Source organism: Cryobacterium sp. BB736 (assembly GCF_014980265.1).
In the GTDB taxonomy this organism is placed as follows: domain Bacteria; phylum Actinomycetota; class Actinomycetes; order Actinomycetales; family Microbacteriaceae; genus Terrimesophilobacter.
In genome coordinates, this window is the sequence record NZ_JABXWQ010000001.1 from 85,883 (window position 1) to 109,371 (window position 23,489).

Sequence of the window (23,489 nt, forward strand, 5' to 3'; positions counted from 1 at the left end):
GTCGGATTATCGAGCAATGCGCCAATCGACGGGGCTGGCTCCCTGAGCGAGCAACAACTCATTGGCGCGACTGAACGGACGCGACCCGAAGAAGCCGCCACTCGCCGACAACGGGCTGGGGTGCACCGATTCGATGAGCGGCGTCGTTCCGAGTAACGGTGCGAGCATACGGGCATCCCGGCCCCACAGGATGGCGACGAGCGCAGTGTTTCTCGCGACTAGTGCACGAATCGCGAGCGCGGTGACCTCCTCCCAGCCCTGACCCCGGTGGGCTCCCGAAATTCCGGGCCGGACGGTGAGTACCCGGTTGAGCAGCATGACCCCGTTCTCCGCCCAAGCGCTGAGGTCGCCGTGCTCGGGCGTTTCGATTCCGAGGTCGTCCCGCAGTTCCCGATAGATGTTCTGCAGGCTGCGCGGCAGCGGCCGCACTTCGCGATCGACCGCGAAGGCGAGACCGATCGGATGCCCGGGCGTCGGGTAGGGGTCCTGGCCGACGATGAGCACCCGGACGTTCGCGAGCGGATAGCTGAATGCGCGGAGCACGTTCTCTTCCGCGGGCAGGTAATCCCGACCGGCCGCGACTTCAGCGCGCAGGAACTCCCGCAGGTCCCGGATGCGATCGGCTGCCGGTTCCAGGGCGGCAGCCCAGCCGGGGTCAACGAGCTCGTGCAGCGGTACCCGCGATCCCATGCTCGAAAGCCTATTAGCCGCGCCGAAACCGCCCACGGCACTAGCATCCGTACATGACGAGTGCACTCCGCGGCAGCGCTGCCGCCGTCACCGCTGGCCTCATCGGCTTCCTGTTCCTGGTCGAGTTCGTCAGCGGCATCCTGCAGGGCTTCTATGTGCCCCTCATCCCCGACCTGGTGCGCTACCTCGACATCACCGATGCAGACTTCAACATCTTCGAGGGCGCACAGCTGCTGCTGTCCGCGCTCGTCGTCCCGGTGCTCGCCAAGCTCGGCGACATGTACGGGCACAAGCGCATCCTGCTGGTCTCCACCGCCCTGACCGCGGGCGCGACCTGGTGGCTCGCGTTCGCCGGCGACTTCACGAGCTTCCTCATCGCGTTCACCCTGCAGGGTTTCTACGTCGTCTGGCTGCCGCTCGAGATCGCGCTCATCTTCGACAAGGGCCGCCGCTCGGGGCACGCCGCGTCCGCGACGCGCAAGGCGGCGGCGCTGCTGATCGTCGGCCTCGAGGCCGGGGCGATCGCCGGCGCGCTCGGCGGTGCGGCGGTGTTCGACGCGTTCGGCGGCGCTGAACTGCTCGCGCAGGCGATGGTGCCGACGCTCACCGTGCCGGCCGTCGCGGTGACCATCGCGTTCTTCGTCATCCTGTTCGGGGTTCCGGAATCGGAGCCGCTGCCGGGCCGCACCCTCGACTGGGTCGGCTTCTCGATGCTCTCGATCGGCCTGCTGCTCATCACCTCCGGCCTCACGTTCCTGAAGTTCAACGGCCCCGAGGCGCTCTGGGCGTGGGGCATCATTCTGCTCGGGCTCCTCAGCTTCATCCCGTTCGTGCGCTTCGAGCTGCGACAGTCCGACCCGGCCATCGACATCCGGGTGCTCAGGCAGCCGAACATGTGGCCGGTGCAGCTCACCGCGTTCCTCATCGGCATCAGCCTGCTCGGCGCGCAAGCGCCACTGTCGACGTTCGCCGGCACCGATCCGGAGGTCCACGGTTACGGGCTGGGGCTTGCGGCGGGCTCGATCTCGATTCTGATCGGCGTCTATCTCATCTCGATGATCATCGGTGCGCTGGCGTTCCCCATCGTGTCCCGGATGCTGTCCCCTCGCACCGCGCTCATCATCGCCGCCTTCCTGGTCGGGACCGGCTACCTGCTCTTCATCCCGTTCCACGATGAGACCTGGCAGGTGTTCATGAACATGTTCGTCGCGGGAATCGGCTCCGGCGTGCTGATGGGCGCGATGCCGGCCGCCGCCGCTGCGGCTGCACCGCGCGGACAGACCGGCATCGCCTCCGCCCTCACCAATACGACCAAGACCATCGGCGGCTCGTTCGCGTCCAGCGTCTTCGCGATCGTGCTGGCGATCGGCGCGGTGCAGGTCGCCGGGCACACCGCCGGCAGCCTGTTCGGCTACCACCTGGTGTGGATCATCTGCGGTGCGGGCGCGGTCCTCGCGGCGATCCTCCTCTTCGTGGTGCCGCGGCAGGCATTCGCCGACACGGCGGACGACGACGCCCAGGCCGCGATCGAACCGGCAACGGAAGGCGCATGAGCATGCAGTATCGAGAGTTGGCGACCGAGGCCGCAGGCTACCTGCCGGAGCTGCAGTCGGTGCGCCGTGACATCCACCGCCGGCCCGAGCTCGGGCTGCAGACACCCCAGACCCTCGAGCGCGTGTTCGCGTCGATCGAGGGACTGCCCATCGAGATCACGCGATCGACGACGATGTCTGCGGCGGTGGTCCGCATCCGTGGAGCTCACCCCGGACCCACGGTGGTGCTGCGCGCCGACCTCGACGCGCTGCCGCTGACCGAGAACACCGGTCTCGACTACGCATCCGAGATCCCCGGCCTGATGCACGCGTGCGGCCACGACCTGCACGCCGCGATCGCGGTCGGTGCGATCCACCTTCTCACCACCCACCGGGACCAGCTCGCCGGCGAAGTGCTGTTCCTGCTGCAGCCGGGCGAGGAGGGCTATCGCGGCGCGAACCGGATGCTCGATGAAGGCGCGCTCGAGCTGGCGAGCGGTGACCTGGTCGGCGCGTATGCCCTGCACGTCACCACCGCGTACCCGCTCGGATGCTTCACCACTCGCCCCGGAACCGGGATGGCTGGCGCGGCAACCCTGAAGGTCACGGTGCACGGACGCGGCGGCCACGGTTCTGCACCGCACCGGGCGCTCGACCCCAACCAGGTGGTCGCCGAGATCGTCGTCGGCCTGCAAACCCTGGTCACCCGCCGCTTCGACATCTTCGACCCGGTGGTGGTCACCGTCGGCTGGCTGTCCGGCGGCGAGCCGGGCGCATCCAACGTGATCCCAGAGTCGGCGGAGTTCGGCGCGACCGTGCGCACCTTCTCGGCCGAGACGGCCGGTGTCATCGAGCAGCGCTTGACGGAGCTCGTCACCGGCATCGCGGCCGCGCACGGTCTGGTGGCCGACGTCGAGTTCGCGAGCGTGACCGACCCGCTGATCAACAGCGAACAGCACACCGACCTTGCCGCGCGGGTCGCGCAGGAGATGTTCGCCGAGAACCGCTTCGTGACGATGCCGACACCGATCGCCGGCGCGGAGGACTTCGCCGCGGTCCTGCAGGCCGTCCCCGGGGCGTTCGTGTTCGTCGGCGCCTGCCCGCCGGAACTCGACCCGGCGACTGCGCCCTACAACCACTCCGATCTTGCGCTCTTCGACGACACCGTGCTGCCGGATGCGTCGGCCTATCTCGCCGCGCTTGCTTTCGCCCGGCTCGACGAGGTCGCGTCCGGCACCGTCGTCAGATCATCGGATTAGGCGACCCTGCCCCGGCTCGCGACTTCGCCTCGGCGCGTTCCTTGATGCCCAGCAGCAGCTTGCGCTCCATCAGGTACTGGCCCGGTTCGACGAACCCGCGGACTGCGGCGCCGATCATCGGCGAGGAGTACGCGACGCGCGTGCGGGTGATCAGCCGGGTGGAGGTCTCCCCGACCGGCTTCAGCACGAACGTCCACGACACGTCGACAGGGTCTTCCGGCCGCGCGGCGGTCGCCCCGACGAACTTGCCAGTGGACGCGTCCATGGTGCCGCCGAGGGACAACACGGAGCCCGCTTCGAGCATCCGCACCGGAATTCCCTCGTTCTTCTCGCCCCACGGGATCACGTCACCGACGCTCAACTGCTGGAACTCCGGCAGGATCCGGCGTGACCGCTCCGGGTCGGCGTCATGGGCGGCCTTCTCGCTCTGATCGAACGAGTAGAACCCGGCCCTGCCGTATCCCATCTGCACGAGCCAGGGCCACACCTCATCCGGTGTCGCATGGATCGTGACCGCGCGGGTCGAGTGCATCTTCGGATGCTGGACGAAATCGTCCCCGGGAAGGTCAGCGAACACCTCCGAGTCGTCACTGCCCCAGCGCAACTGCTTTGGGCGGAAGAATCGCGCGTACCATGCCGCTGCGATGACGGGGACGGCTACGACTGCGATCGCCTTCGCGACCGTCGACGAACCACTCATGAGAAACCTCATTTCGCCGTTAGGCGCACCACCATACGCTCCGCCCCTGCGGTGCGACTAGCGATCGTCAGATTTTGGGGCTGAGCGGACGGCGGGTCACGTTATGCGCGGCGGCCTGCGCAACCGGCCGCACCATGATCAGGTCGAGGTTCACATGGCCGGGCAGCTCGAGCGCGTGCACGATCAGCTCGGCAATATCCTCGGCGACGAGCGGGTTCTCGACCCCCGCGTAGACGGCATCCGCTTTCGCCTGGTCTCCCCCGACGCGCTTGAGCGTGAACTCGTCGGTCTTGACCATGCCCGGCGCGATCTCGATCACGCGGATCGGCTCCCCAGCCAGCTCCAGACGCAGCACAGCGGACAGCGCGTGCTCCGCGTGCTTCGCGCCGTTGTACCCGCCGCCGCCCGGGTAAGGTTCGTGGCCGGCAACCGAGGTCACCGTCAGGATGTCCGCGTGGCCGTATTCGGCCGCTGCGCTTCGGAGCAGCGGGAGCAGCGCGCTCACCACGCGTTGCACCGCGATCACGTTGACATCGAACATCCGGGCCCAGTCGCCCGGATCTGCACTCTCGATCGCATCGACGCCGAATGCGCCGCCCGCGTTGTTGACAAGCGAGTGCACTGGGCCGCTGGAGGCCAGATAGTCGCGCAGTGCCTCGACCTGCGACTGGTCGGTGAGGTCGGCGACGAAGGTGTCTGCACCGGTCTGGGCGGCGAGCGCCTCAAGCCGATCCGCGCGTCGAGCAACGCCGACGACATCCCAGCCGCGGGACCGGAACAGCTTGACCGTGGCGGCGCCGATGCCAGAACTCGCTCCCGTGACAACCACTCGCCGTGCCATCCTGCCGCCCTTCGAAGCACTGATGTGGGGCACCAGTCTGCCAGTTATCGCGAAACCAGGCGTGTTAGGCATAGGGGTGTGACCGACACTGGGACAGCGCCTGTCCGCAAGCGCCGCGTGCCGTTCTGGGACAACGCCCGCTTCATCTGTGTGACGCTCGTCGTGATAGGCCACGCCATCCAGCGCCTGACGGCCGATTCGGATCCGGCGCACGTCGCCTACCTGTTCATCTACTCGTTCCACATGCCCGCGTTCGCGATCATCAGCGGGTACTTCTCCAAGGCGGACCCGCCCAACAAGCGCGCGATGCTGCGCATCATCACCGACATCCTGATCCCGTACCTGATCATGGAGTCGGTCTGGTCGCTCGTGCAGTTCCTGGTCGAGGGCAGGAGCGACTTCAACCCGTCGACGCCGTCCTGGACGCTGTGGTTCCTGCTCGCGCTCGGCATCTTCCGCGTGATCCTGCCCTACCTTGCGCTGCTGCGCTGGCCGCTCATCATCTCGGTCATCGCATCCGTCGGCGTCGGCTACTTCGCCAATGTCGACAGCACGTTCTCGCTGTCCCGCGCGATCGGCATCCTGCCATTCTTCGTGCTCGGCTGGCGGGCGCGCGAGTGGGGAATCGCCGACCGCTGGCTGCGGCTGGAGCGGATGCTCTGGATGCGAGTCGTCGCGGTCGCGGTGCTCGCTGCCTGGGTGACGGTGCTCACGGTCTACATCGACGTGTGGCGGCAGTTCGAACTCCGCTTCTGGTTCTTCTTCAACGACGGGTACCAGGAGCTGGGCGAGGAAGAGTGGTGGGCCGGACTCATCCGGCTCGCGGTCATCCTGCTCGCCGTGGTGCTGTGCGCCGCCTTCCTCACCCTGATCCCCCGACGAGCCAGTTGGCTGACCCCGCTCGGTCAGGGCACCATGTACGTCTACCTGCTGCACAGCTTCCTGCTCTACCCGTTGCGCGAATCCGGGCTGCTGACCATCGGCTACCCCTCGGGCAGCCTGCTGGTGCTCATGGTGCTTGCCGGCATCGCGATCTCCATCGTGCTCGCGAGCCCGCCGGTGCGAAGGCTGTTCCGTCCGGTCATCGAGCCCAAGCCGAAGTGGCTCTTCAGGGCCTTCGACGATGCGCCGACCGGGCATTCGCGAATCGACCCGACCGGGTCACGACGAGATCGGCCCGCACCGCGCCGCTGACTCGTACGGCGCCGCCAATAGTTACGGCATGTTGCGGGTTCCCTTGTCGGCTTCAGGTGTGGTTCTTAGGCTCAACCAACCGCACGAATCGCCCCCCGTAAACCACCAAGGAGTTCCCTCATGACTGACACCGCGAACTGGAAGTTCGAGACCAAGCAGATCCACTCCGGCGCCGCACCGGACCCGGTCACCAACGCGCGGGCGACCCCGATCTACCAGACGACCGCGTACGTCTTCAACAGCTCCGAGCACGCGCAGAACCTGTTCGCGCTTGCCGAGTTCGGCAACATCTACACGCGGATCCAGAACCCGACCCAGGATGTCGCCGAGCAGCGCCTCGCGGCCCTCGAGGGCGGCACCGCTGCGCTGCTGTTGTCGTCAGGCCAGTCCGCGACGACCTACGCCATTCTGAACATCGCCCAGGCGGGCGACCACATCGTCTCGTCGTCGACGATCTATGGCGGCACCTACAACCTGTTCAAGTACACGCTCGCGAAGCTGGGAATCGAGACGACCTTCGTCGAGGACCAGGATGACCCGGAGCAGTGGCGCCGCGCCATCCGTCCGAACACCAAGCTGCTCTTCGGCGAGACGATCGGCAACCCGAAGATCAACGTGCTCGACATCTCCGCGGTGGCCGGAATCGCGCACGAGGCCGGCGTCCCGCTGATCGTCGACAACACGATCGCGACGCCGTTCCTCATCCGCCCGTTCGAGCACGGCGCCGACATCGTCGTGCACTCGGCCACCAAGTTCCTCGGCGGCCACGGCACCGTCATCGCCGGCGCGATAGTCGACGGCGGCACGTTCGAGTGGTCGAAGCACGTCGACAAGTTCCCCGGCCTCACCGAGCCGGACGAGTCGTACCACGGTGTCAGCTACACCGGCGTGCTGGGCGATGCGATCGCCTACATCATCAAGGCCCGCGTGCAGTTGCTGCGCGACCTCGGATCGGCCATCTCGCCGCAGAGCGCCTGGCAGCTCATCCAGGGCATCGAGACGCTGAGCCTGAGGGTCGAGCGGCACGTCGCCAACGCGCAGAAGGTGGCCGAGTGGCTCGACGCGCGCGACGACGTCGACATCGTCTACTACGCCGGACTGCCGTCTAGCCCCTGGTACGAGGCGGGACGCAAGTACGCGCCGAATGGAAGCGGCGCGGTGCTGTCGTTCGAGCTCAAGGGTGGCGTCGACGCCGGCCGCACGTTCGTCGACAACCTCGACCTGTTCAGCCACGTCGCGAACATCGGTGACGTGCGCAGCCTCGTCATCCACCCCGCATCGACGACCCACTCGCAGCTCACCCCCGAGCAGCAGTTGAGCGCCGGCGTCACGCCGGGCCTGGTGCGGCTCTCGGTGGGCCTCGAGAACATCGACGACATCCTCGCCGACCTCGACAAGGGTCTGGCCGCGGCTCGCGGCACGGCGGTGAGCGCCGCCTGACCCGCACGGGCCGTGCCGTAAGCAAGGGAACTCTCGCTCGCTTACGGCACAGCCCTGCGTGGCCGGGCGCGTAACACTCGCGTTGCGTTCAGTCGTTCGGGGGCAGAATGGCTTCACATGGACTGGCAGACGGCAGAGGATTCGGCACCTTCGGCGTTCATCACCGAAGCCAACCTTCGCTCTGTGCTGGGCAAGCCGCCCGCGACCGGCGCGTGGCGGGAGGGCGACCCCGTCGGTGACCGGCGCTTCGTCTCGCTCGGTGCGCTGCCGCTGGAGTTCGGCGGGTCGCTTCCGACCGTGCGCATCGCCTACGAGACGTGGGGCACGCTGAACGACGACCGCAGCAATGCGGTGCTCGTCCTGCACGCACTCACCGGCGACAGCCACGTCCTCGGGGAAGCCGGGCCCGGGCATCCGACCGACGGGTGGTGGAGCGGCATCGTCGGTCCCGGCGGCTACATCGACACCGACCGCTGGTTCGTCGTCGCACCCAACATGCTGGGTGGCTGCCAAGGTTCGACCGGCCCGGCGTCGACCGCACCGGATGGCGCCGAGTGGGGCGCGAGATTCCCCTACCTGAGCATCCGCGACCAGGTCGCGGCGCAAGCGGTCTTCTCGGATCGGCTCGGCATCGGACGCTGGGCAGCGGTGGTCGGCGGGTCGATGGGCGGAATGCACGCCCTCGAGTGGGCAGTCAGCCACCCCGACCGGCTCGACTCGGTCGCAGTGCTCGCCGCCCCCGCGACCAGCACGGCCGACCAGATCGCGCTGAACTCGGTGCAGCTGGAGGCGATTCGGATCGACCCCGGCTGGGCGGACGGCGACTACTACGACGCCAACGACGGCGAGGGCCCACACCGCGGACTCGCCCTCGCCAGGCGGATGGCGCTCCTCAACTACCGCTCCCCCGACGAGCTCAACGACCGGTTCCGCCGCAGCTGGCAGAGCGGCATCAGCCCGATGGGGTCAACCGGTCGCTTCGCGGTCGAGAGCTACCTCGACTTCCACGGCAACAAGTTCTCCCGCCGCTTCGACGCCAACAGCTACATCACCCTGGTCACCGCGATGAGCTCGCACGACGTGGGACGCGACCGCGGCGGGGCCGAGCTTGCGCTCTCCCGCTCCACCGCGCGCAGCCTGGTCCTCGGCATCGACAGCGATCGCCTGTTCCCGCTCGAGGAGCAGCAGTTCCTCGCACGACACCTGCCGAACGGGGTCACCGCCCGCGAGCCGATCGTCATCAGCTCTGAGTATGGTCACGACGCATTCCTGATCGAGAACGAACTTGTCGGCGCCGCACTGGAGCGGCTGCTGAGCGACGTGCGAGTGGGCGGCAGTTGACTATGCTGTTCAGTTAAGCCCGGGGAAAGAGTCCCGATCCGACCGACGGGCTTGTGGGGGCAGAATTGGCAGGCACGCCGCAACGAAGCGCTCGGCCCGAAGTTCGAGTTGCGATCGTGGACGACTTCCGGATGGTCGTCGACGGCCTCGTCGCGAATCTCCGCGACCGCAGACTGCGGCTCCGCGTGGTCCTCCAGGTGACAACCTGGGCGGACCTGCTCGCCCACCCCGAGTACCCGGCCGACGTGACGGTACTCGACCTGAACCTCGGCGACGGCATTCGGATCGACACCAAGGTGCACGCACTGCTGGCCGCAGGCAGCCAGGTCGTGCTGATCAGCCGGCATGCGGACTCGACGTCGATCGCGCGCGCGCTGCATGCGGGAGCGCTGAGCTTCGTGCCGAAGTCCGCGCCGGCTTCCGAGCTGGCGAAGGCGGTGCGCGCCGCGGCGAACGGCGAGCGCTACCTGCCGGAGGAGTTCGCGCCGACGACGCTGGAGGCCCTTCAGCATCCGAAACTCGGACCGCGCGAATTCCGGGCGCTCGAGCTGTACGCGTCGGGGCACTCGATCCGCGAAGTGGCCGAGGACATGGGATCGACGGTCGAGACGGTGAAGTCGTACATCAAGCGCGCTCGGGCGAAGTACCGCGCTGCGGGGGTCGAGCTTGGCTCCAAGCTGCTGCTGCGGCAGCACGCGCTGCGTGAGGGCTGGCTCGACCGCGAATAGCGCCCTCTTGCCTGAGCGCCGTGATTAGCATGACTGCATGCGACCCGCCGCCGTCAGTTGCGCGATTGTCGCGATCGGCCTGCTGGGCGCGTGCTCGCCGATCGCGCACACGGCGCTGCCCGACGGTGTGAGCGTCGACGTCTACCAGACCCGGATGGACTACGGCGCCCGTGAGCTCGAGGTATCCGTCACCAACGAAACCGACGCGGAGCTCGAGGTCCTCGAGCTCGTCTTCGACTCACCCGCATTCGTCTCCGAGACCGCGTACCAACGTGCCCCGTCGACGATCGGCCCCGGGCGGACGACGGACTTCCGGGTGAGCCTGCCAGCGGCCGACTGCTCCGCCACCGACCCGAAGCCGGTCGTGCGAATCGAGTTCGAGCATGACGGGATGCCGGGCAGCGCATCCGTGGAACCGGTCGACCGTCTGGGCCAATTGCCAGGCATCACCGCGGAAGACTGCCTGGCTGAGGCACTGGCCGAGCACGTCACGGTGGAATGGTCGGATGAGCTTCGTGTCGTCGACCGCGGCGGACGGAGGGTCGCGCTGCTCGACCTGGTGCTCGAGCCGACCGGCGCGCCGGGCGAGGTCACCCTCGAGACGCTCCACGGCACACCGCTCTTCCTGCTGACCGACGAGAACGGTGCGGCGACCGACGAATTGGCGCTCGCCACGCCCGTACAGGCACAGAGCGAACGATCGACCGTCACCGTCGGCGTCGTCCCGACCCGATGCGACCTGCACGCCCTGGCCGACGACAAACGCGGCACCTGGTTCCCGCTGCGCGTCAGCACCGATCGGCTGGAGGGCACGGTCTACGTGCCGACGAGCGAGCGGATGCGCACCGAACTGTTCGCCTACATCGGAGCATCCTGCGGCACCTGATCCGGGTGGGCTGAGCAGACGATGCGGTTAACGGCCAAGCGGGCCGCTTTTTACGCGACCCGCTTGCACTCCCCAATGAAGCCGGTGTGCTTTCCGGCAAGTGTTCCGGATCTCCGCTAGGACGGGTTTCCGGGGCGAGCGTGTGGCTTGGTGCCCCTCTGTGCTCGCTATCGAGCTTAATGTGCCGATGTGGGGAGTAGAACGGTGTCGTACCCCCATTTGAGGTCACAGACGTGCCACGATTGCCGGTGTGGAACCCATCGCTAAAGAGCGCGACCGTCTCCTGTACCGGACGACGCGCGCGCTGGGTATGGCGACGGCCACCACGAGCCTGATCGCCCTCAGCGTTCCCGGCATGATGCCGACGAATGCGTGGCTCGCGATGCTCGGGCCGTTTGTTGTCTTGTTCCTCAGCCTGTATGCCCTCGGGCGCGATCCCCGGTTGCCATGGGCCGTTCTGGGCATATTCGCAGGAATCGTGATCCTGGTCATCGCCAACCTGCCGTTCGCCGCGGACCACGCCGCGAGCCTGCCTTTTGCGCTCGCGCCGCTCGCAGGCGGAACGCTGGCCTCCTTCTCGTTGGTGCTCACCACGAGCGTCCCGCGCCTGGTCATCCTCGGCCTGTCGTTCGGCACCGCGACCGTGCTCACCGAGCTCGTCAGCCCGAGCAGCGGCATCCTGTCGGAGAAGACCATCATCGTCATCGTCGGCTGGCTGCTCATCATCCTGCTCGGCTTCTGGCTCAGCTCGAGCGTTCCCCGAACCGCCCGGCGGATCTACAGCATCGGCCGAGCGCACCGCGCCGAGCGTCAGGCGAGCGAGATCGAGGCACAGCGACGCCAATCGGCTCGGCTGCTGCACGACACGGTGCTTGCGACGCTGACGCTGTTCGCCCACTCGGGCGTCGGGGTGTCACCGGATGCCTTGAAACAGCAGGCTCGGGAGGACGCGCAGCTGCTGCGTCAGCTGCGCCTCGGCGCGACTCCGGTCCCCGGAGCACACCAGGCCACGGAGACCTCGCCCGTCGCCGTGGTCGAGATCGACCCGTCCGCGGGCACAACTCTGGAGTCGGTGAAGAGCAGGTTCCACCGCATCGGCCTGGAGGTCAGCTGGCACGGAACGAGCCAGGTGCTGCTTCCGCATCACGTGCTCGACGCGTTCCTGCTCGCGCTCGCGGAGTGCCTCGAGAACGTGCGCAGGCACGCCGGCGTCAAGGTCGCCCACGTCACAATCACCGACGATGAGACGACAGTGCGTGCAATGGTGACCGACTCGGGCGTAGGGTTCGATGTCAAGGACATCGACTCGGCGAGGATGGGACTCAAAGAATCCGTGGTCGGCAGGTTGGGGGAAGTGGGCGGCAACGCCCGCCTGTTCTCCGCGCCCGGAGCCGGGACGACGGTCGTGCTGGAGGTCCCTAAGTGAGCCACCCCGTCGAGGTCAACACCCTCGGAACGGTCGTCGGCAAACGCGGCCGGCCGCGCAACATATCGAACTCCCCGGCCGCCCGGGCGCTGCGCAAGGCGGCGACCGGCGGCGCAAGTCTCGGCACGGGGTACCTGGGCATCGGCGCCGGCATCATCGCCGGACTTCAGGCGGTCTTCGCGTTGGGCTTCTTCCTGACACGCATCGACACCTACCCGAACCTCATTCCCATCTCGCTCGCCTGGGTGCTGTTCTTCGTCACCACGATCGCGGTCGGCATGGTCATTGCGCTGGCGGGCGAGCGGATGCCGGGTTGGCTGTTCGCGGTGCTGCTGGCCGCGATGGGCGGCGTGATCGTCCTCGATTTCGCCGCCATTGGGCCGTTGCTGAACATCGGAGCGACAGCCACAGCATCCGTCTCCGCGAGTTTCGGGCTGCTGCTGGCCGTCACACTGCGCCCCGCGTTGGAGCTGGTTCTTGCCGGCAGCGCGATCGCGGTCGCTTTCGTCGTGGCGATCCTGTCAACCACTCAGCTCACCGTCGAGACCATCCCCGCGCAACTCGGTGTGCTGCTCCTCGTGCTGCTGCCGCCGTTCTTCGGCAGCTGGCTGGTCGCGCAGTTCCGCCGGATGGTTCAGATCGAACTCGACCGCGTGCTCGTGCAGTCGACGGTGTCGGCACCACGGCTGGCGGTGGGCATGCTCGCCTCGGAGGAGCTGGCCCGGCTGGACCTCGCCGCGGAGGAGCTCTTCGACTCGGTGGCAAGCGGCCGCACCAAGCTGCCCCTCGACCCGGCGACCGCGTCACGCGCGGCATCCCTCGCCACCGAGTTGCGTCTGCACCTCATCGAGGGGCGCCGTGAGACCTGGCTGTACCACGCGATCACCGAGTCGGAGCAGCTCGGCCGTTCGGTGACGCTGACCGACCCCAACAGCCTCGCCGGGCTCCTCGACGCGGGCGAGCGCGACGGGCTGCTCGCGGCTGTGTGGCTGCTCGTCTCCGACAAGGGCAAGAAGAAGCCCACCGTGCACCTGCAGTTGGGTCCGCTGGCCGCGCCGGATCCGGATGCCCAGACCCGCACCATCACGATTCCGATAGTCATCTCGACCACCGGCGTTTCGCGCAACCGGGTCGAGCCCGCGACGTGGAGCGCGATCGAACGCGTCGGACGTTTCACCACCACCATCGAGAACTCGAGCCTGCGGGTCGAGATCAATTGCTCGGTGGTTGCCCCTTCAGACCAATACCATGCTGAACAAGCAGTCCAGAGATAAGGAACCACCGTGGCAACAGCAGAAGCACCCATTCGACTCGCCCTTGTCGACGACCACCGGATGCTGCTCTCGGCGCTCACCGAGTGGATTCGCAACGCTGCGGATGACATCTCGATGGTCGCGGCAGTGACGACCTGGCCCGAATTGCTCACGCATCCGCAGTTCCCCGTCGATGTCGTCCTACTCGACCTCGACCTGAAGGACGACCTGCCGGTGTCCCTCAAGATCTCCACCCTGAAGACCACTGGTGTGAAGACCGTGCTCATGAGCACCTACTCCGAACCCAACGTGGTGCGCGAGGCGCTGGGTGCCGGTGCGCTCGGCTACCTGGTGAAGAGCGAGGACGCGTCGATGATCGTCGAGGCGATCCGCGCGGCGCACGCCGGAGAGTCGTACATCTCGGCGGAACTCGATCTCGCTCTCAACGCCAACGATGTCGGTGGGGCGCCGAAGCTGAGCGCGCAGGAGCGTCGGGTGATGGCCCTGTACGGCGGCGGCGAGCCGGTCAAGGCTGTGGCGTTCCAGCTGGGCATCTCGGAGGAGACCGCGAAGTCGTACCTCAAGCGCATTCGCGAGAAGTACCGCGTCGCGGGCATCGACGTGGGCACCAAGGTGGCGCTGCGGAAGCGCGCCATCCAGGACGGCATCCTGCTGCAGACTCCGGAGCCGACCGGCGGGTTCTAGCCCCGGGTCGCGTCGAGGCTTCCGCGCTCGCTGCGGTCATCCGCTGCAGTTGCACCGGGCGCGGATGACCGGAACGGGCGCGGCGGACCGGCCGCGAGCCGCACGAGCACCGCGACCGACCAGCCGAGCAGCACGATCAGCATCGCGTTGCGCACGGTGATGGCGGCAAGCATCGCTGGGTCCAGTGCGAGCAACCAACCGTACAGGTACGGGTAGATCACCTGGGTCAGCGCCGCGATCGCCAGGCTCAGGATCGCGGGGATGCCGAACGAGCGGCCAGCACCGCGCGCACCCAGCGCCAGACCGAGGATCACGGGCGGCGCGAGCCAGCTCATGATCTGCGGCGAGCCCACCTTGTTGAACACGATGAGCGCGGTCACGAGAGCGAGCGACAGAGGCGCGATCAGGTCGGTCGGCTGCGCACCGCGGCTGACCGCGAGCACGGCGGTGAGAGTGAGGGCGAGCACCGCGAGTACTAGCAGCGGCGTCATGAGCGCGCTCAGCACCTCGACCCCGGCGCCGCTCACCTGGTAGGTCAGGATGTCGTGGCTGTAGTAGACCTCGGTGTCCGGTTGGCCCGCGAACGCCTGCCACAGCCAGGGTGTGGTGACGACCGCTTCGACCTGCAGTCCTCGGCCGGTGTGCTGCCAGAGGAAGCTGAGCACGTTCGCGCCGCTGCCGTAGAGGAGCGCGACTCCGATGATGGCCGCGCTGATTCCGATGGCGGTGCCGAGGATGCGCCAGCGGTCCCTGAGGGTCACGACGAGCGCGCAGACGAGTGCCGCTGGCCAGACTTTCATCCACGCGCCGACGGTGAAGAGCAGGGTCGCGGCCAACGGATGCTTCACTGCGATCAGCACGCCGATGATCGCGAGCGGGATCGTGATGGCGTCGATGCGCCCCATCGCAATGGGTCCGAGCAGCACCAGGAATCCCAGCCACCACCAGGCGGCGAGCGGCCTGCGCGCCGGGGCACGCCATCCGATGATCGCGGCGAAGGCTGCGGCGTTCAAGGTCAGGACGAGCGTCAGCCATGCGCCCTCGTTGTTCTCGGGCCCGAAGATCGTGACCGCCAGCATCGGGAAGATCGCGAGGATCGGGTATACCCATTCGGCGTCGATGCCCACCCAGAAGTCGGCGGCACGGACCTGGTCGGTCCAGTACCGGTAGACGAGCGTGACGTCGCCGAGCGGCATTCCGTCGGCGGTGAGGTTCAAAACGCCGAGCCAGAGGTGCACGAGGATGAACGCCACCCACAGCACGATCGGGCTGCGAGCGCGGTGCGCGATGCCGCTGGTGAATTTCATCGGCTCAAGCGTAGCCGTGGGGCATCCTCGCACTCGAAAGACGCGAAAGACCGCCGCCGGAGCGAACCTCCGGCGGCGGTCGTGATACCGCGCATCAGCGAACGGGCATGGTGAGCCGCAGCATCCGTTCCGAATCGCGCTCGCGCTCGAGGTGAGCGAGGCGCAGTTCGACCCGGTTGGCGCGGCGCTCGCGCGACTCCTGGTGGAGTGTGCGGCGACCGTACGTGATGAGAGCGAGACCGACGTGCAGGGCAAGTCGGTCGAGGGTGCTCACCCGGCGAACCGGGCGAAGGTCGTGCACCCGCGCCTGTTCGGGCGGGTTTTCATGGCGAGACCGGATGGTCGTCATGGTCGAGTTCATTTGTTTAGCCTCACTGGTTGCGGACCGCGGGCGCGCTTGTGGGCGCGCGGGAGCTGTCCGACGATGCCGCTCGTGGCGGCGAAATGGGAGCGACGACATCCGACAAGACGCGTCGTGGAGAGGGGTGCTCAGCCGAGCAAGAGGCTGCCCGGCCGACTGGGCTTCGAGAGCGTCACCACCGTCTGAGCCGGCAGCGGAATCTGTCAGCCGTTATGCGGTGAGGACGCCGACGAAGCCGGCGGCAGCTGTACGGGGCATTCCCGTTGTGTTTGTAATCACGCTCGGCTCCTTTCTTGTAATTGGCGCGGGGAACACCGTATCGGGGAACGGTAGCTGAGGGCAACCCTTATTTCACGCGTGTCACGAAATCTTTCTGCTCGCGCGGGTGCACCTTCCACGCGCGGGTCGAATTCGTGGGGCGGGTGGAAGTTCGACCCGCGTTCGGCGGTCGAGCTAGGCGATCAGCTCGGCGATGACGTCGGCCACCGCCCGATTCAGGTCCAGCACCGTGAACGGCCCAGCGAAGCGCTCGGCCGCCATGGAGTGCACCACGGCGGCAGTGGCCCCCAATCGCGCGAGGGCCGACGGGTTCGAGGCCACCTCGTCGGCGTGCGTGGCGACAAGCGCCCCGACGATGCCTGCGAGCGCATCCCCGGTCCCCGCGGTCGCGAGCCAGGTCGAGCCCGACTTCACCGCGAGATGAACGCCATTCGGGGCGGCGACGTGGGTGGTGTTGCCTTTCAACAGCACAGTAACTCCGAAGCGGCGGGAGGCGACGGATGCGGCACGCGCGCCATCCCCCTCGACCACAGCCCGCTCGGCGCCGAGCTGACGCGCAAGCTCCCCCGCGTGCGGGGTGATGATCGCGGGCGACGACACCCTCCGCACCAGGTCAATGGCGCCGGCGTCGATCACAAGCGGCACGCCGGACTCGAGTGCGTCGACCAGGTCCTCACTCGCGGTCTCGACGGCCTCCGCGTCCATCCCGGAGCCGATCAGCCACGCCTGAACCCGGCCCTCGGTGATTACCACCTCTGGCCGCCGCGCGAGCACCAGGTCCGTGGCGCGCTCCCGCCCCAGATAGCGGACCATGCCGACGCCCGTGTGCAGCGCGGCATCCACCCCGATGACCGCTGCCCCGGGAAAGCGATGCGACCCGGTGAGCACGCCGAGCACGCCACGCGAATACTTGTCGTCACGCGGCAACGGCACGGCGACCCAGTCGCGGGCCTCAGCGGCGCTCCACCCGGCGAACTCGGTCATGGACTCACGATAGTTTGGAACAAAGAAAGGTGACCAGAAATTGTCAGGAACCGAAGCGACGGATACCGCACCATCGAACGTGGAGATAGCCGACGGCGGTGACCCCACATCCGCCGGGCGGGCGCTCTTCAGCACCTACACAATCCGGGACGTCACCTTCCGCAACCGCATCTGGGTCTCCCCGATGTGCCAGTACTCAACCCCGGACGGTGTGCCCGGCCAGTGGCACCTTGTGCACCTCGGCTCGCTCGCTGTCGGCGGTTCCGGGCTCGTCATGACCGAGGCCACGGCCGTCACCGCAGACGGACGCATCTCCCCTCACGACACGGGCATCTGGACCGACGAGCAAGCGGATGCCTGGGCACCGATTGCCGCGTTCGCCAAGGCTCAGGGCGCTGTCGTCGGCCTCCAACTCGCCCATGCCGGGCGGAAGGCCTCCACCTACCGGCCGTGGGAAACCGAGCACGGTACGGTGCCCGCAGGGGACGGCGGCTGGCAGACCGTCGCACCGTCAGCCATCGCCTTCGACGGGTACACGACCCCGACCGAACTCGACCGCGACGGAATCCGGAACATCGTGGCCGCGTTCCGGGCGGGCGCCCGTCGGGCAATGCGTGCGGGCTTCGACCTTGTCGAGGTGCACGCCGCCCACGGCTACCTGCTGCACCAGTTCTTGTCCCCGCTCTCGAACCAGCGCACCGACGAGTACGGCGGCACTCTCGAGAACCGGGCGCGCCTGCTGCTCGAGATCACGCGTGCCGTGCGCGACGAGATCGGCGACGCACCCCTGTTCGTGCGCTTCTCGGCGAGCGACTGGGTCCCGGGCGGCTGGGATGCCGAGCAGACGGCGACCGTCGCCAGGTGGGCGGCCGACGCCGGTGCCGACTTCTTCGACATCTCCAGCGGCGGCCTGCACCCCGATCAGCAGATCACGGTCGGTCCCGGCTATCAGGTGCCGTTCGCGGCCTCGGTTCGCGAGACCGCCGGCGTGCCGGTCAGTGCCGTCGGGATCATCACCGAGCCCGCACAGGCGGCCGAGATCGTCGCATCCGGACAGGCCGATGCCGTGATGCTGGCGCGCGAGCTGCTGCGCGACCCGCATTTCCCGCTCCGCGCCGCGCACGAGCTCGGTGTCGAGATCGACTACTGGCCGAACCAGTACCTGCGAGCGAAGTGGCGCGCCTGACTCACTGGAAGGTGACGGGTGTATCGGGCGTGTCAATCGCCGTGACGCCGTGAGGACTGGTCCATTCCAGCACGCCGGGGCTTATCTGGTTCACGCTCCAGCCGGGTAGGTGCTTGATGGTGTGGTGGTTCGGGCACAGGTCGGCCAGGTTGCCGGCCTCCGTCTTGCCGCCGTGTTGCCAGGCGGTGGTGTGGTCGAGGTCGCAGTCGCCGGGCGGCCGTGCGCAGGACGGACATCGACATCGTCCGTCGCGGCGGTGCAGGTAGCGGCGCAGCTTCTTGGACGGCCGGTAGCTGTCCACCGCCAGCACCTGCTGGCTGACCGGATGGGTGAGCACCCGGATCAGGCTGGGCGCGTTCCCGGCCAGCCGGGTGGCATCGTCCAGCCCGATCGGACCGCGTCCGGCAATGCTCGCCGGCTCGTCGCTTTCGCCGAGCAGGGTGAGGACCGGAATGAGGATCGACACCTCCGGGCGGATGCCGATCCCGGCGGCGTGTGGGGCATCCGGGTCGCCCGAGGGCTGCCCGGTGAGCACCAGCTCGCAGGCCAGGTCGGCACGCACCTGATCCAGAGTGCGGGCGTCTGCCGGGTTGGCGGCCTTGACCGCCTTGGCCTGCGCGGTGAGCCGGTCGAACATCGCCACCGCGAACACGGTCGGCACGGTGTGCACCAGCTCCGACATCCCGTCGACGCCCTCGAACATGCGCACCGAGCGGCCCTCCCGAGCCTTCCGGTGCCGCTCCTCGAAGGTCACCGCGGCCAGCTTCTCGGCCGCCTGCCGCGCCAGCCGCCGTAACCGGCCGGGGGTGATGTTCACCGCCCGCTCGACGACGGCAACTTCGTACTGGCTGCGAAGTTCCGGATCGTTGATCGCATCACCACACTCGACGATCACCCGGGCGTGGCCGATGCCGATGCTCCCGGTCTCCAACGCCTGCAGCGTTGCCGGGTACTCGTCGACCAGCTCCTCGGCGCGCAGGATCCGCGACTCCATGGTGCGATCGGACACCCGGCAGGCCAGCGCCAGCTCGGCCGCGAGCGACCGGTAAACCAGGTCTATCCGCGCGCCCGGGCCCTCTTCAGCCACGTATAGGCGAGCCAGCGCCGCCAGCTCCCGGGCCTCCTCGGCCTCCAACTGCGCCTTCCTCGCCTGCAGCAAGGCCACCCGCTGGATGCCGGCGTCGATCGGATGCTCCTCCACCAGCCCGGCTACGAGAGCCCGGAATCTCGTCTCGACCTCCTCGGCCGGCAACGTGTTCCACCCCAGCTCGGCCAGCGAGCGGCGCCGAATCGAGGCCTCGACCTCGTCGCTGCTGCCGGTGAAGTTCTCCATGTATTCAGTGGACACCCGGCCACCGACATTCCGACTGCGGAGGTCGGAAGTTATCCACAAGAAGCCGTCAGGCGAGCTTCCGCCTGGTCGCGTCCTGCACCTCGCCGACGAGTTCCTCGATGATGTCCTCGAGGAACAGCACCCCGTGCGTCATGCCCTGCTCGTCGAAGACGCGCGAGATGTGCACGCCGGAGCGTCGCATCGCGGCAAGCGCGTTCTCCAGGTCGGCATCCTGGAACACCGAGATCAGGCGACGGATGCGCTTGGCTGGCACCGGTTCGTCGATCTCGTCGTCGTCCTCGAGGTCGATGACGTCCTTGAGGTGCAGGTAACCGGTCGGCTCGCCCTCACCATCGACGAGCACGTACCGCGAGAAGCCGTGCTGGGTGACGGCACGCTCGACCTCGCTCGGCGTCGCAGCCTCGGGGAGCGTCACCAGCTGCTCCATGCCGATGGCGATGTCGCGCGCCTTCTTCTCAGTGAACTCGAACGCGGCATTCAACGCGCCCGAGTCGTCCTTGAGCACGCCCTCGCGAGTCGACTGCGCGACGATGTTCGCCACCTCGTCGATCGTGAACGAGCTCGTCGCCTCGCTCTTCGGGGTCACCCCGAAAAGCCTGAGCACACCGTTCGCGGTCGCGTTCAGCGCGACGATCACGGGCGCGAAGATCTTCGAAACGACGACCAGCGGCGGCGCGAGCACGAGCGCCATCCGGTCGGGCATGGAGAACGACAGGTTCTTCGGCACCATCTCGCCGAGTACGACGTGGAGGTACGACACGACGAGGAGGGCGATGACGAACGCGATCGTGCCGATCACCTCCTCCGGCCAGCCGGTGAGCTGGAGCGGGATCTCGAGGAGGTGGTGGATGGCCGGCTCGGACACGTTCAGGATGAGCAGCGAACACACCGTGATGCCCAGTTGGCTGGTCGCCAGCATGAGGGTCGCGTGCTCCATCGCGAACAGTGTCGTCTTGGCCGCGCGGTTGCCTGCCTCCGCCCTGGGCTCGATCTGGGAGCGCCGCGCGGAGATGACCGCGAACTCGGCGCCGACGAAGAACGCGTTTATCAGCAACAGGATGCCCAGCCAGGCGATTCCCCACCAGTCGGTCATTCTTCTTCACCGCCTTCGGGCGGGTTCGGTGTGAAGCGCAGTCGATCGATGCGGCGTCCGTCCATCCGCTCGACCCGGAACTCGCCCGCGTCGGTCGCAACGGTGTCGCCAACCAGGGCCAGCCGGCCGAGTTCGCTCATCACGAAGCCCGCGACGGTCTCGTACGGTCCGTCATCCGGAACTCGCACGCCGGCGCGCTCCAGCAGCTCGTCCGGTCGCAGGATGCCGGGGAAGGTCACCCCGTCGCGTGAGCGCACAACGCCCGCGTGGGTGCGGTCGTGCTCGTCGGCGACCTCGCCCACCAGCTCCTCGACGAGGTCCTCGAGGGTGACGACGCCGGCGGTGCCGCCGTACTCGTCGACGACGACCGCCATCTGGTAGCCGCGACCGCGCAGCTCACCGAGCAGCGTGTCGAGCTTCATGGTTTCCGGCACGCGAAGCGCGTCCGATTTGAGGGCGGATGCCGGCACATCCGGTCTCCGCTCGCGCGGCACCGCGACCGCCTGCTTGACGTGCACCAGACCGACGACGTCGTCGACGCTGTCGTCGATCACCGGAAAGCGCGAGAGCCCGGTCTTGCGGGCGAGCTCGATGACGCTGTCGGCGGAGTCGGAGCGGTCGACGCTCGAGACCCGCGGCCTCGGGGTCATGACGTCGCCGGCGTTGCGGCGACTGAAGACCAGAGTGCGCGAGAGCAGCGTCGCGGTGTCGGCGTCGAGGCTGCCCTGGGTCGCGCTTCGCCGCACGAGTGACCGCAGTTCTTCCGCGGTGCGCGCCGAGGACAGCTCCTCCTTCGGCTCGATGCCGAAGGCCCGCAGGATGACGTTCGCAGTGTTGTTGAGCAGCACCACCGCCGGCCGGAACAGCCAGGTGAAACCGGCCTGGAACGGCATGACGAGTTTCGCCGTGCGCAGGGGCAGCGCGAGCGCGAAGTTCTTCGGCACCAGCTCGCCGACGATCATCGACAGGAGTGTTGCGATCAGAACGGCGATGACGCTGCCGACAGCGCGGACGGCTCCCTCGCTCAGCCCGAGCGATTCCAGCGGCCCGCTGAGGAGCGAGCTGATCGCCGGCTCCATGGTGTAGCCGGTAAGCAGCGTGGTCAGCGTGATGCCGAGTTGTGCGCTGGAAAGGTGCGTCGAGGTGATCTTGAGCGCACCGATGGTGATGTTCAGGCCCTTTTCACCCCGAGCGGCGCGAGCTTCAAGCTCGGAGCGGTCGAGGTTGACGAGGGAGAACTCGGAGGCGACGAAGAATCCGGTACCGATGGTCAGCAGGAGCCCGATCCCAAGCATGATCAGCTCATACATGGGTGCCACCGGCCCGGCAACTATAAGGGGGGTCGTCCATTATTCGATCGAGTATAGCTAGGGACTTACTACCACCCGACCGGCAGGGCCTTCCCCTCCTCGTAGCCCGCGGCGGACTGCAGGCCCACAACCGCGCGGTCGCGGAACTGCGGGATGCTGCGCGCGCCCGCGTAGCTCATCGATGAGCGCACGCCGGATGTGATCATGTCGATCAGGTCCTCGACGGAGGGGCGCTGCGGATCCAGGTAGATGCGGGAAGACGAGATGCCCTCGGCGAAGAGCGTCTTCCGCGCGAGTTCGTAGGCGTCGAGCCGGTCGAACCGCTCGTGCACAGCCTTGGTCGAGGCCATGCCCCAGCTCTCCTTGTACAGCTTGCCGTCGTCGTCGCGCTGCAGGACGCCCGGCGCCTCGATGGTGCCGGCGAACCAGGAGCCGATCATGACGGATGCCGCCCCTGCGGCGAGAGCGAGCGCTACGTCGCGGGGGTAGCGCACTCCCCCGTCCGCCCACACCGAGGCACCGACCTCTCGCGCGGCGGCCGCGGTCTCCAGCACGGCAGAGAACTGCGGACGGCCGACGGCCGTCATCATGCGGGTCGTGCACATGGCGCCGGGTCCGACGCCGACCTTGATGATGGTCGCACCGGCGTCGGCGAGGTCCCGCACCGCATCCGGGGTGACCACGTTGCCTGCCACGATCGGCACACCGAGACCAAGCGCCGTCACGGTCTGGACTGCCTTGACCATGCCGTCTTGAGCCCCGTGCGCGGTGTCGATAACCAGCACGTCGACACCGGCGCCGGCGAGCGCACGCGCCTTGGCCGCGACATCGCCGTTCATGCCGAGCGCTGCGGCAACCTTGAGCTTGCCGTCGGCGTCGACGTTCGGCTGGTACAGCGTCGAACGCAGGGCGCTCGTGCGGCTCAGTGTGCCCACGACCGCGCCGTGCCGCATGACCGGGGCGAACGCGAGGTCCGCCGCGATCATCAGGTCGAATGCCTCGCGCGGGTCCCCGACGTCTTCGACGTCGATCGCCGGAAGGTTGTCTCGCACGAGGTCGCCGAGCCGCGCATCCGGCATCGCCTTCAACAATTCGGATGCGTCGATGCAGCCCGCGTACTTGCCACCACCGTCGAGGAGCACGATGCCGTGTCCTGCTGCGGCAGGCACGAGCCCCAGCGCCTTCGCCACGGTGTCACCCGTGTGCAGTTCGATCGGGGTGTCGTAGGCGACCGGCTGGTCCTTGACCCACCGGATCGCGGTGTCCAGTTCCTGCAGGTGCATGTCCTGCGGAAGCACGCCCAGACCACCACGGCGGGCGAGCGTCGCTGCGAGCCGAGCACCGGTGACCGAGTTCATGTTCGCCGAGACGAGGGGGATGGTCGCACCCGTGCCGTCATCGGTCGCGAGGGAGACATCGAGGCGGCTGGTCACGTCCGACCGGCTCGGCACGAGAAACACGTCCGAGTAGGTCAGATCGTGGGTCGGAGCCGCTTCGTAAAACCTCATGTTCTTAAGGCTAGCCTCTCGCCCTGCCCGTCGGCAGAGAGCAGTCAAACCGATTACGCTTGACCACTATGTGGCCGCTCGGAGGCCACGCGCGAGAGCACTCAGCAGTGAC

Annotated in this window: 21 protein-coding genes; 11 read left to right on the forward strand and 10 right to left on the reverse strand. The window is 67.8% G+C overall.

What is annotated here, in order from left to right:
• Positions 1–6: 6 nt before the first annotated feature.
• A complete protein-coding gene (locus IRG63_RS00370; RefSeq protein ID WP_193508849.1) occupies positions 7–690 on the reverse strand; it encodes a uracil-DNA glycosylase in 684 nt (227 codons plus the stop codon).
• Positions 691–743: 53 nt separating this feature from the next.
• On the opposite strand from IRG63_RS00370, the gene IRG63_RS00375 reads away from it, so the two are divergent.
• Both IRG63_RS00375 and IRG63_RS00380 read left to right on the forward strand, forming a co-directional pair.
• A complete protein-coding gene (locus IRG63_RS00375; RefSeq protein ID WP_193508850.1) occupies positions 744–2,243 on the forward strand; it encodes an MFS transporter in 1,500 nt (499 codons plus the stop codon).
• Between the two features lie 2 nt (positions 2,244–2,245).
• Entirely contained in the window at positions 2,246–3,481 is a 1,236-nt protein-coding gene (locus tag IRG63_RS00380; protein ID WP_227411676.1) for a M20 family metallopeptidase, read from the forward strand.
• Here the strand turns inward: IRG63_RS00380 and IRG63_RS00385 are convergent.
• Both IRG63_RS00385 and IRG63_RS00390 read right to left on the reverse strand, forming a co-directional pair.
• Positions 3,465–4,181, reverse strand: a complete 717-nt coding sequence (locus IRG63_RS00385) for an SRPBCC family protein (protein WP_193508852.1) — start codon at positions 4,179–4,181, stop codon at positions 3,465–3,467. The two genes, IRG63_RS00380 and IRG63_RS00385, sit on opposite strands and share 17 nt — an antisense overlap.
• A 67-nt stretch (positions 4,182–4,248) precedes the next feature.
• Positions 4,249–5,022 carry an SDR family NAD(P)-dependent oxidoreductase gene (locus IRG63_RS00390; RefSeq protein WP_193508853.1) on the reverse strand — a complete coding sequence of 258 codons (774 nt, stop codon included), beginning with the start codon at positions 5,020–5,022 and terminating at the stop codon, positions 4,249–4,251.
• Positions 5,023–5,100: 78 nt separating this feature from the next.
• Between IRG63_RS00390 and IRG63_RS00395 the strand changes: the two genes are divergently transcribed.
• The 8 genes from IRG63_RS00395 (at position 5,101) to IRG63_RS00430 (ending at position 13,995) form a co-directional block, all read left to right on the forward strand.
• Positions 5,101–6,216, forward strand: coding sequence for an acyltransferase family protein (locus IRG63_RS00395; RefSeq protein WP_370566139.1), 1,116 nt, complete (start codon positions 5,101–5,103; stop codon positions 6,214–6,216).
• A 120-nt stretch (positions 6,217–6,336) separates the two neighbouring features.
• Positions 6,337–7,656 carry a bifunctional o-acetylhomoserine/o-acetylserine sulfhydrylase gene (locus IRG63_RS00400; protein WP_168627888.1) on the forward strand — a complete coding sequence of 440 codons (1,320 nt, stop codon included), beginning with the start codon at positions 6,337–6,339 and terminating at the stop codon, positions 7,654–7,656.
• Positions 7,657–7,773: 117 nt separating this feature from the next.
• A complete protein-coding gene (locus IRG63_RS00405; protein WP_193508854.1) occupies positions 7,774–8,997 on the forward strand; it encodes a homoserine O-acetyltransferase in 1,224 nt (407 codons plus the stop codon).
• 116 nt (positions 8,998–9,113) lie between these two features.
• Positions 9,114–9,725: a response regulator transcription factor gene (locus IRG63_RS00410; protein WP_168627890.1), complete on the forward strand. Its 612-nt coding sequence runs from the start codon at positions 9,114–9,116 to the stop codon at positions 9,723–9,725.
• A 37-nt stretch (positions 9,726–9,762) separates the two neighbouring features.
• The gene (locus IRG63_RS00415; protein WP_193508855.1) at positions 9,763–10,611 is read left to right on the forward strand and encodes a hypothetical protein; all 849 of its coding nucleotides are present in this window, start codon (positions 9,763–9,765) and stop codon (positions 10,609–10,611) included.
• A gap of 250 nt (positions 10,612–10,861) precedes the next feature.
• Positions 10,862–12,037 carry an ATP-binding protein gene (locus IRG63_RS00420; protein WP_168627892.1) on the forward strand — a complete coding sequence of 392 codons (1,176 nt, stop codon included), beginning with the start codon at positions 10,862–10,864 and terminating at the stop codon, positions 12,035–12,037.
• Positions 12,034–13,311, forward strand: a complete 1,278-nt coding sequence (locus IRG63_RS00425; protein ID WP_168627893.1) for a hypothetical protein — start codon at positions 12,034–12,036, stop codon at positions 13,309–13,311. The genes IRG63_RS00420 and IRG63_RS00425 overlap by 4 nt, the downstream gene beginning before the upstream one ends.
• A 9-nt stretch (positions 13,312–13,320) precedes the next feature.
• Positions 13,321–13,995, forward strand: a complete 675-nt coding sequence (locus tag IRG63_RS00430; RefSeq protein ID WP_168627894.1) for a response regulator transcription factor — start codon at positions 13,321–13,323, stop codon at positions 13,993–13,995.
• Here IRG63_RS00430 and IRG63_RS00435 read toward each other — a convergent pair.
• From IRG63_RS00435 to IRG63_RS00445, 3 genes are all read right to left on the reverse strand, one after another.
• Positions 13,992–15,302, reverse strand: a complete 1,311-nt coding sequence (locus IRG63_RS00435; RefSeq protein ID WP_193508857.1) for a glycosyltransferase 87 family protein — start codon at positions 15,300–15,302, stop codon at positions 13,992–13,994. The genes IRG63_RS00430 and IRG63_RS00435 overlap by 4 nt on opposite strands.
• Before the next feature lie 94 nt (positions 15,303–15,396).
• Entirely contained in the window at positions 15,397–15,663 is a 267-nt protein-coding gene (locus IRG63_RS00440) for a hypothetical protein (protein ID WP_168627896.1), read from the reverse strand.
• A gap of 453 nt (positions 15,664–16,116) precedes the next feature.
• Positions 16,117–16,926 carry an ADP/ATP-dependent (S)-NAD(P)H-hydrate dehydratase gene (locus IRG63_RS00445; protein WP_193508859.1) on the reverse strand — a complete coding sequence of 270 codons (810 nt, stop codon included), beginning with the start codon at positions 16,924–16,926 and terminating at the stop codon, positions 16,117–16,119.
• Positions 16,927–17,005: 79 nt separating this feature from the next.
• Here IRG63_RS00445 and IRG63_RS00450 point away from each other — a divergent pair, with 79 nt between their 5' ends.
• Positions 17,006–18,112 (forward strand): NADH:flavin oxidoreductase/NADH oxidase, encoded by a 1,107-nt coding sequence (locus IRG63_RS00450; RefSeq protein WP_370566140.1) that lies wholly within the window; start codon positions 17,006–17,008, stop codon positions 18,110–18,112.
• Position 18,113: 1 nt separating this feature from the next.
• Here the strand turns inward: IRG63_RS00450 and IRG63_RS00455 are convergent, their stop codons facing one another.
• The 4 genes from IRG63_RS00455 to IRG63_RS00470 all read right to left on the reverse strand — a co-directional run bounded on the left by IRG63_RS00455 (position 18,114) and on the right by IRG63_RS00470 (position 23,377).
• Entirely contained in the window at positions 18,114–19,445 is a 1,332-nt protein-coding gene (locus IRG63_RS00455; RefSeq protein WP_193508860.1) for an HNH endonuclease signature motif containing protein, read from the reverse strand.
• Positions 19,446–19,512: 67 nt separating this feature from the next.
• The gene (locus tag IRG63_RS00460) at positions 19,513–20,559 is read right to left on the reverse strand and encodes a hemolysin family protein (RefSeq protein ID WP_168627899.1); all 1,047 of its coding nucleotides are present in this window, start codon (positions 20,557–20,559) and stop codon (positions 19,513–19,515) included.
• Positions 20,556–21,869, reverse strand: coding sequence for a hemolysin family protein (locus IRG63_RS00465; RefSeq protein ID WP_193508861.1), 1,314 nt, complete (start codon positions 21,867–21,869; stop codon positions 20,556–20,558). Before IRG63_RS00465 ends, IRG63_RS00460 begins: the two co-directional genes overlap by 4 nt.
• A 68-nt stretch (positions 21,870–21,937) precedes the next feature.
• Positions 21,938–23,377 (reverse strand): GuaB1 family IMP dehydrogenase-related protein, encoded by a 1,440-nt coding sequence (locus IRG63_RS00470; protein ID WP_193508862.1) that lies wholly within the window; start codon positions 23,375–23,377, stop codon positions 21,938–21,940.
• Positions 23,378–23,489 lie beyond the last annotated feature (112 nt).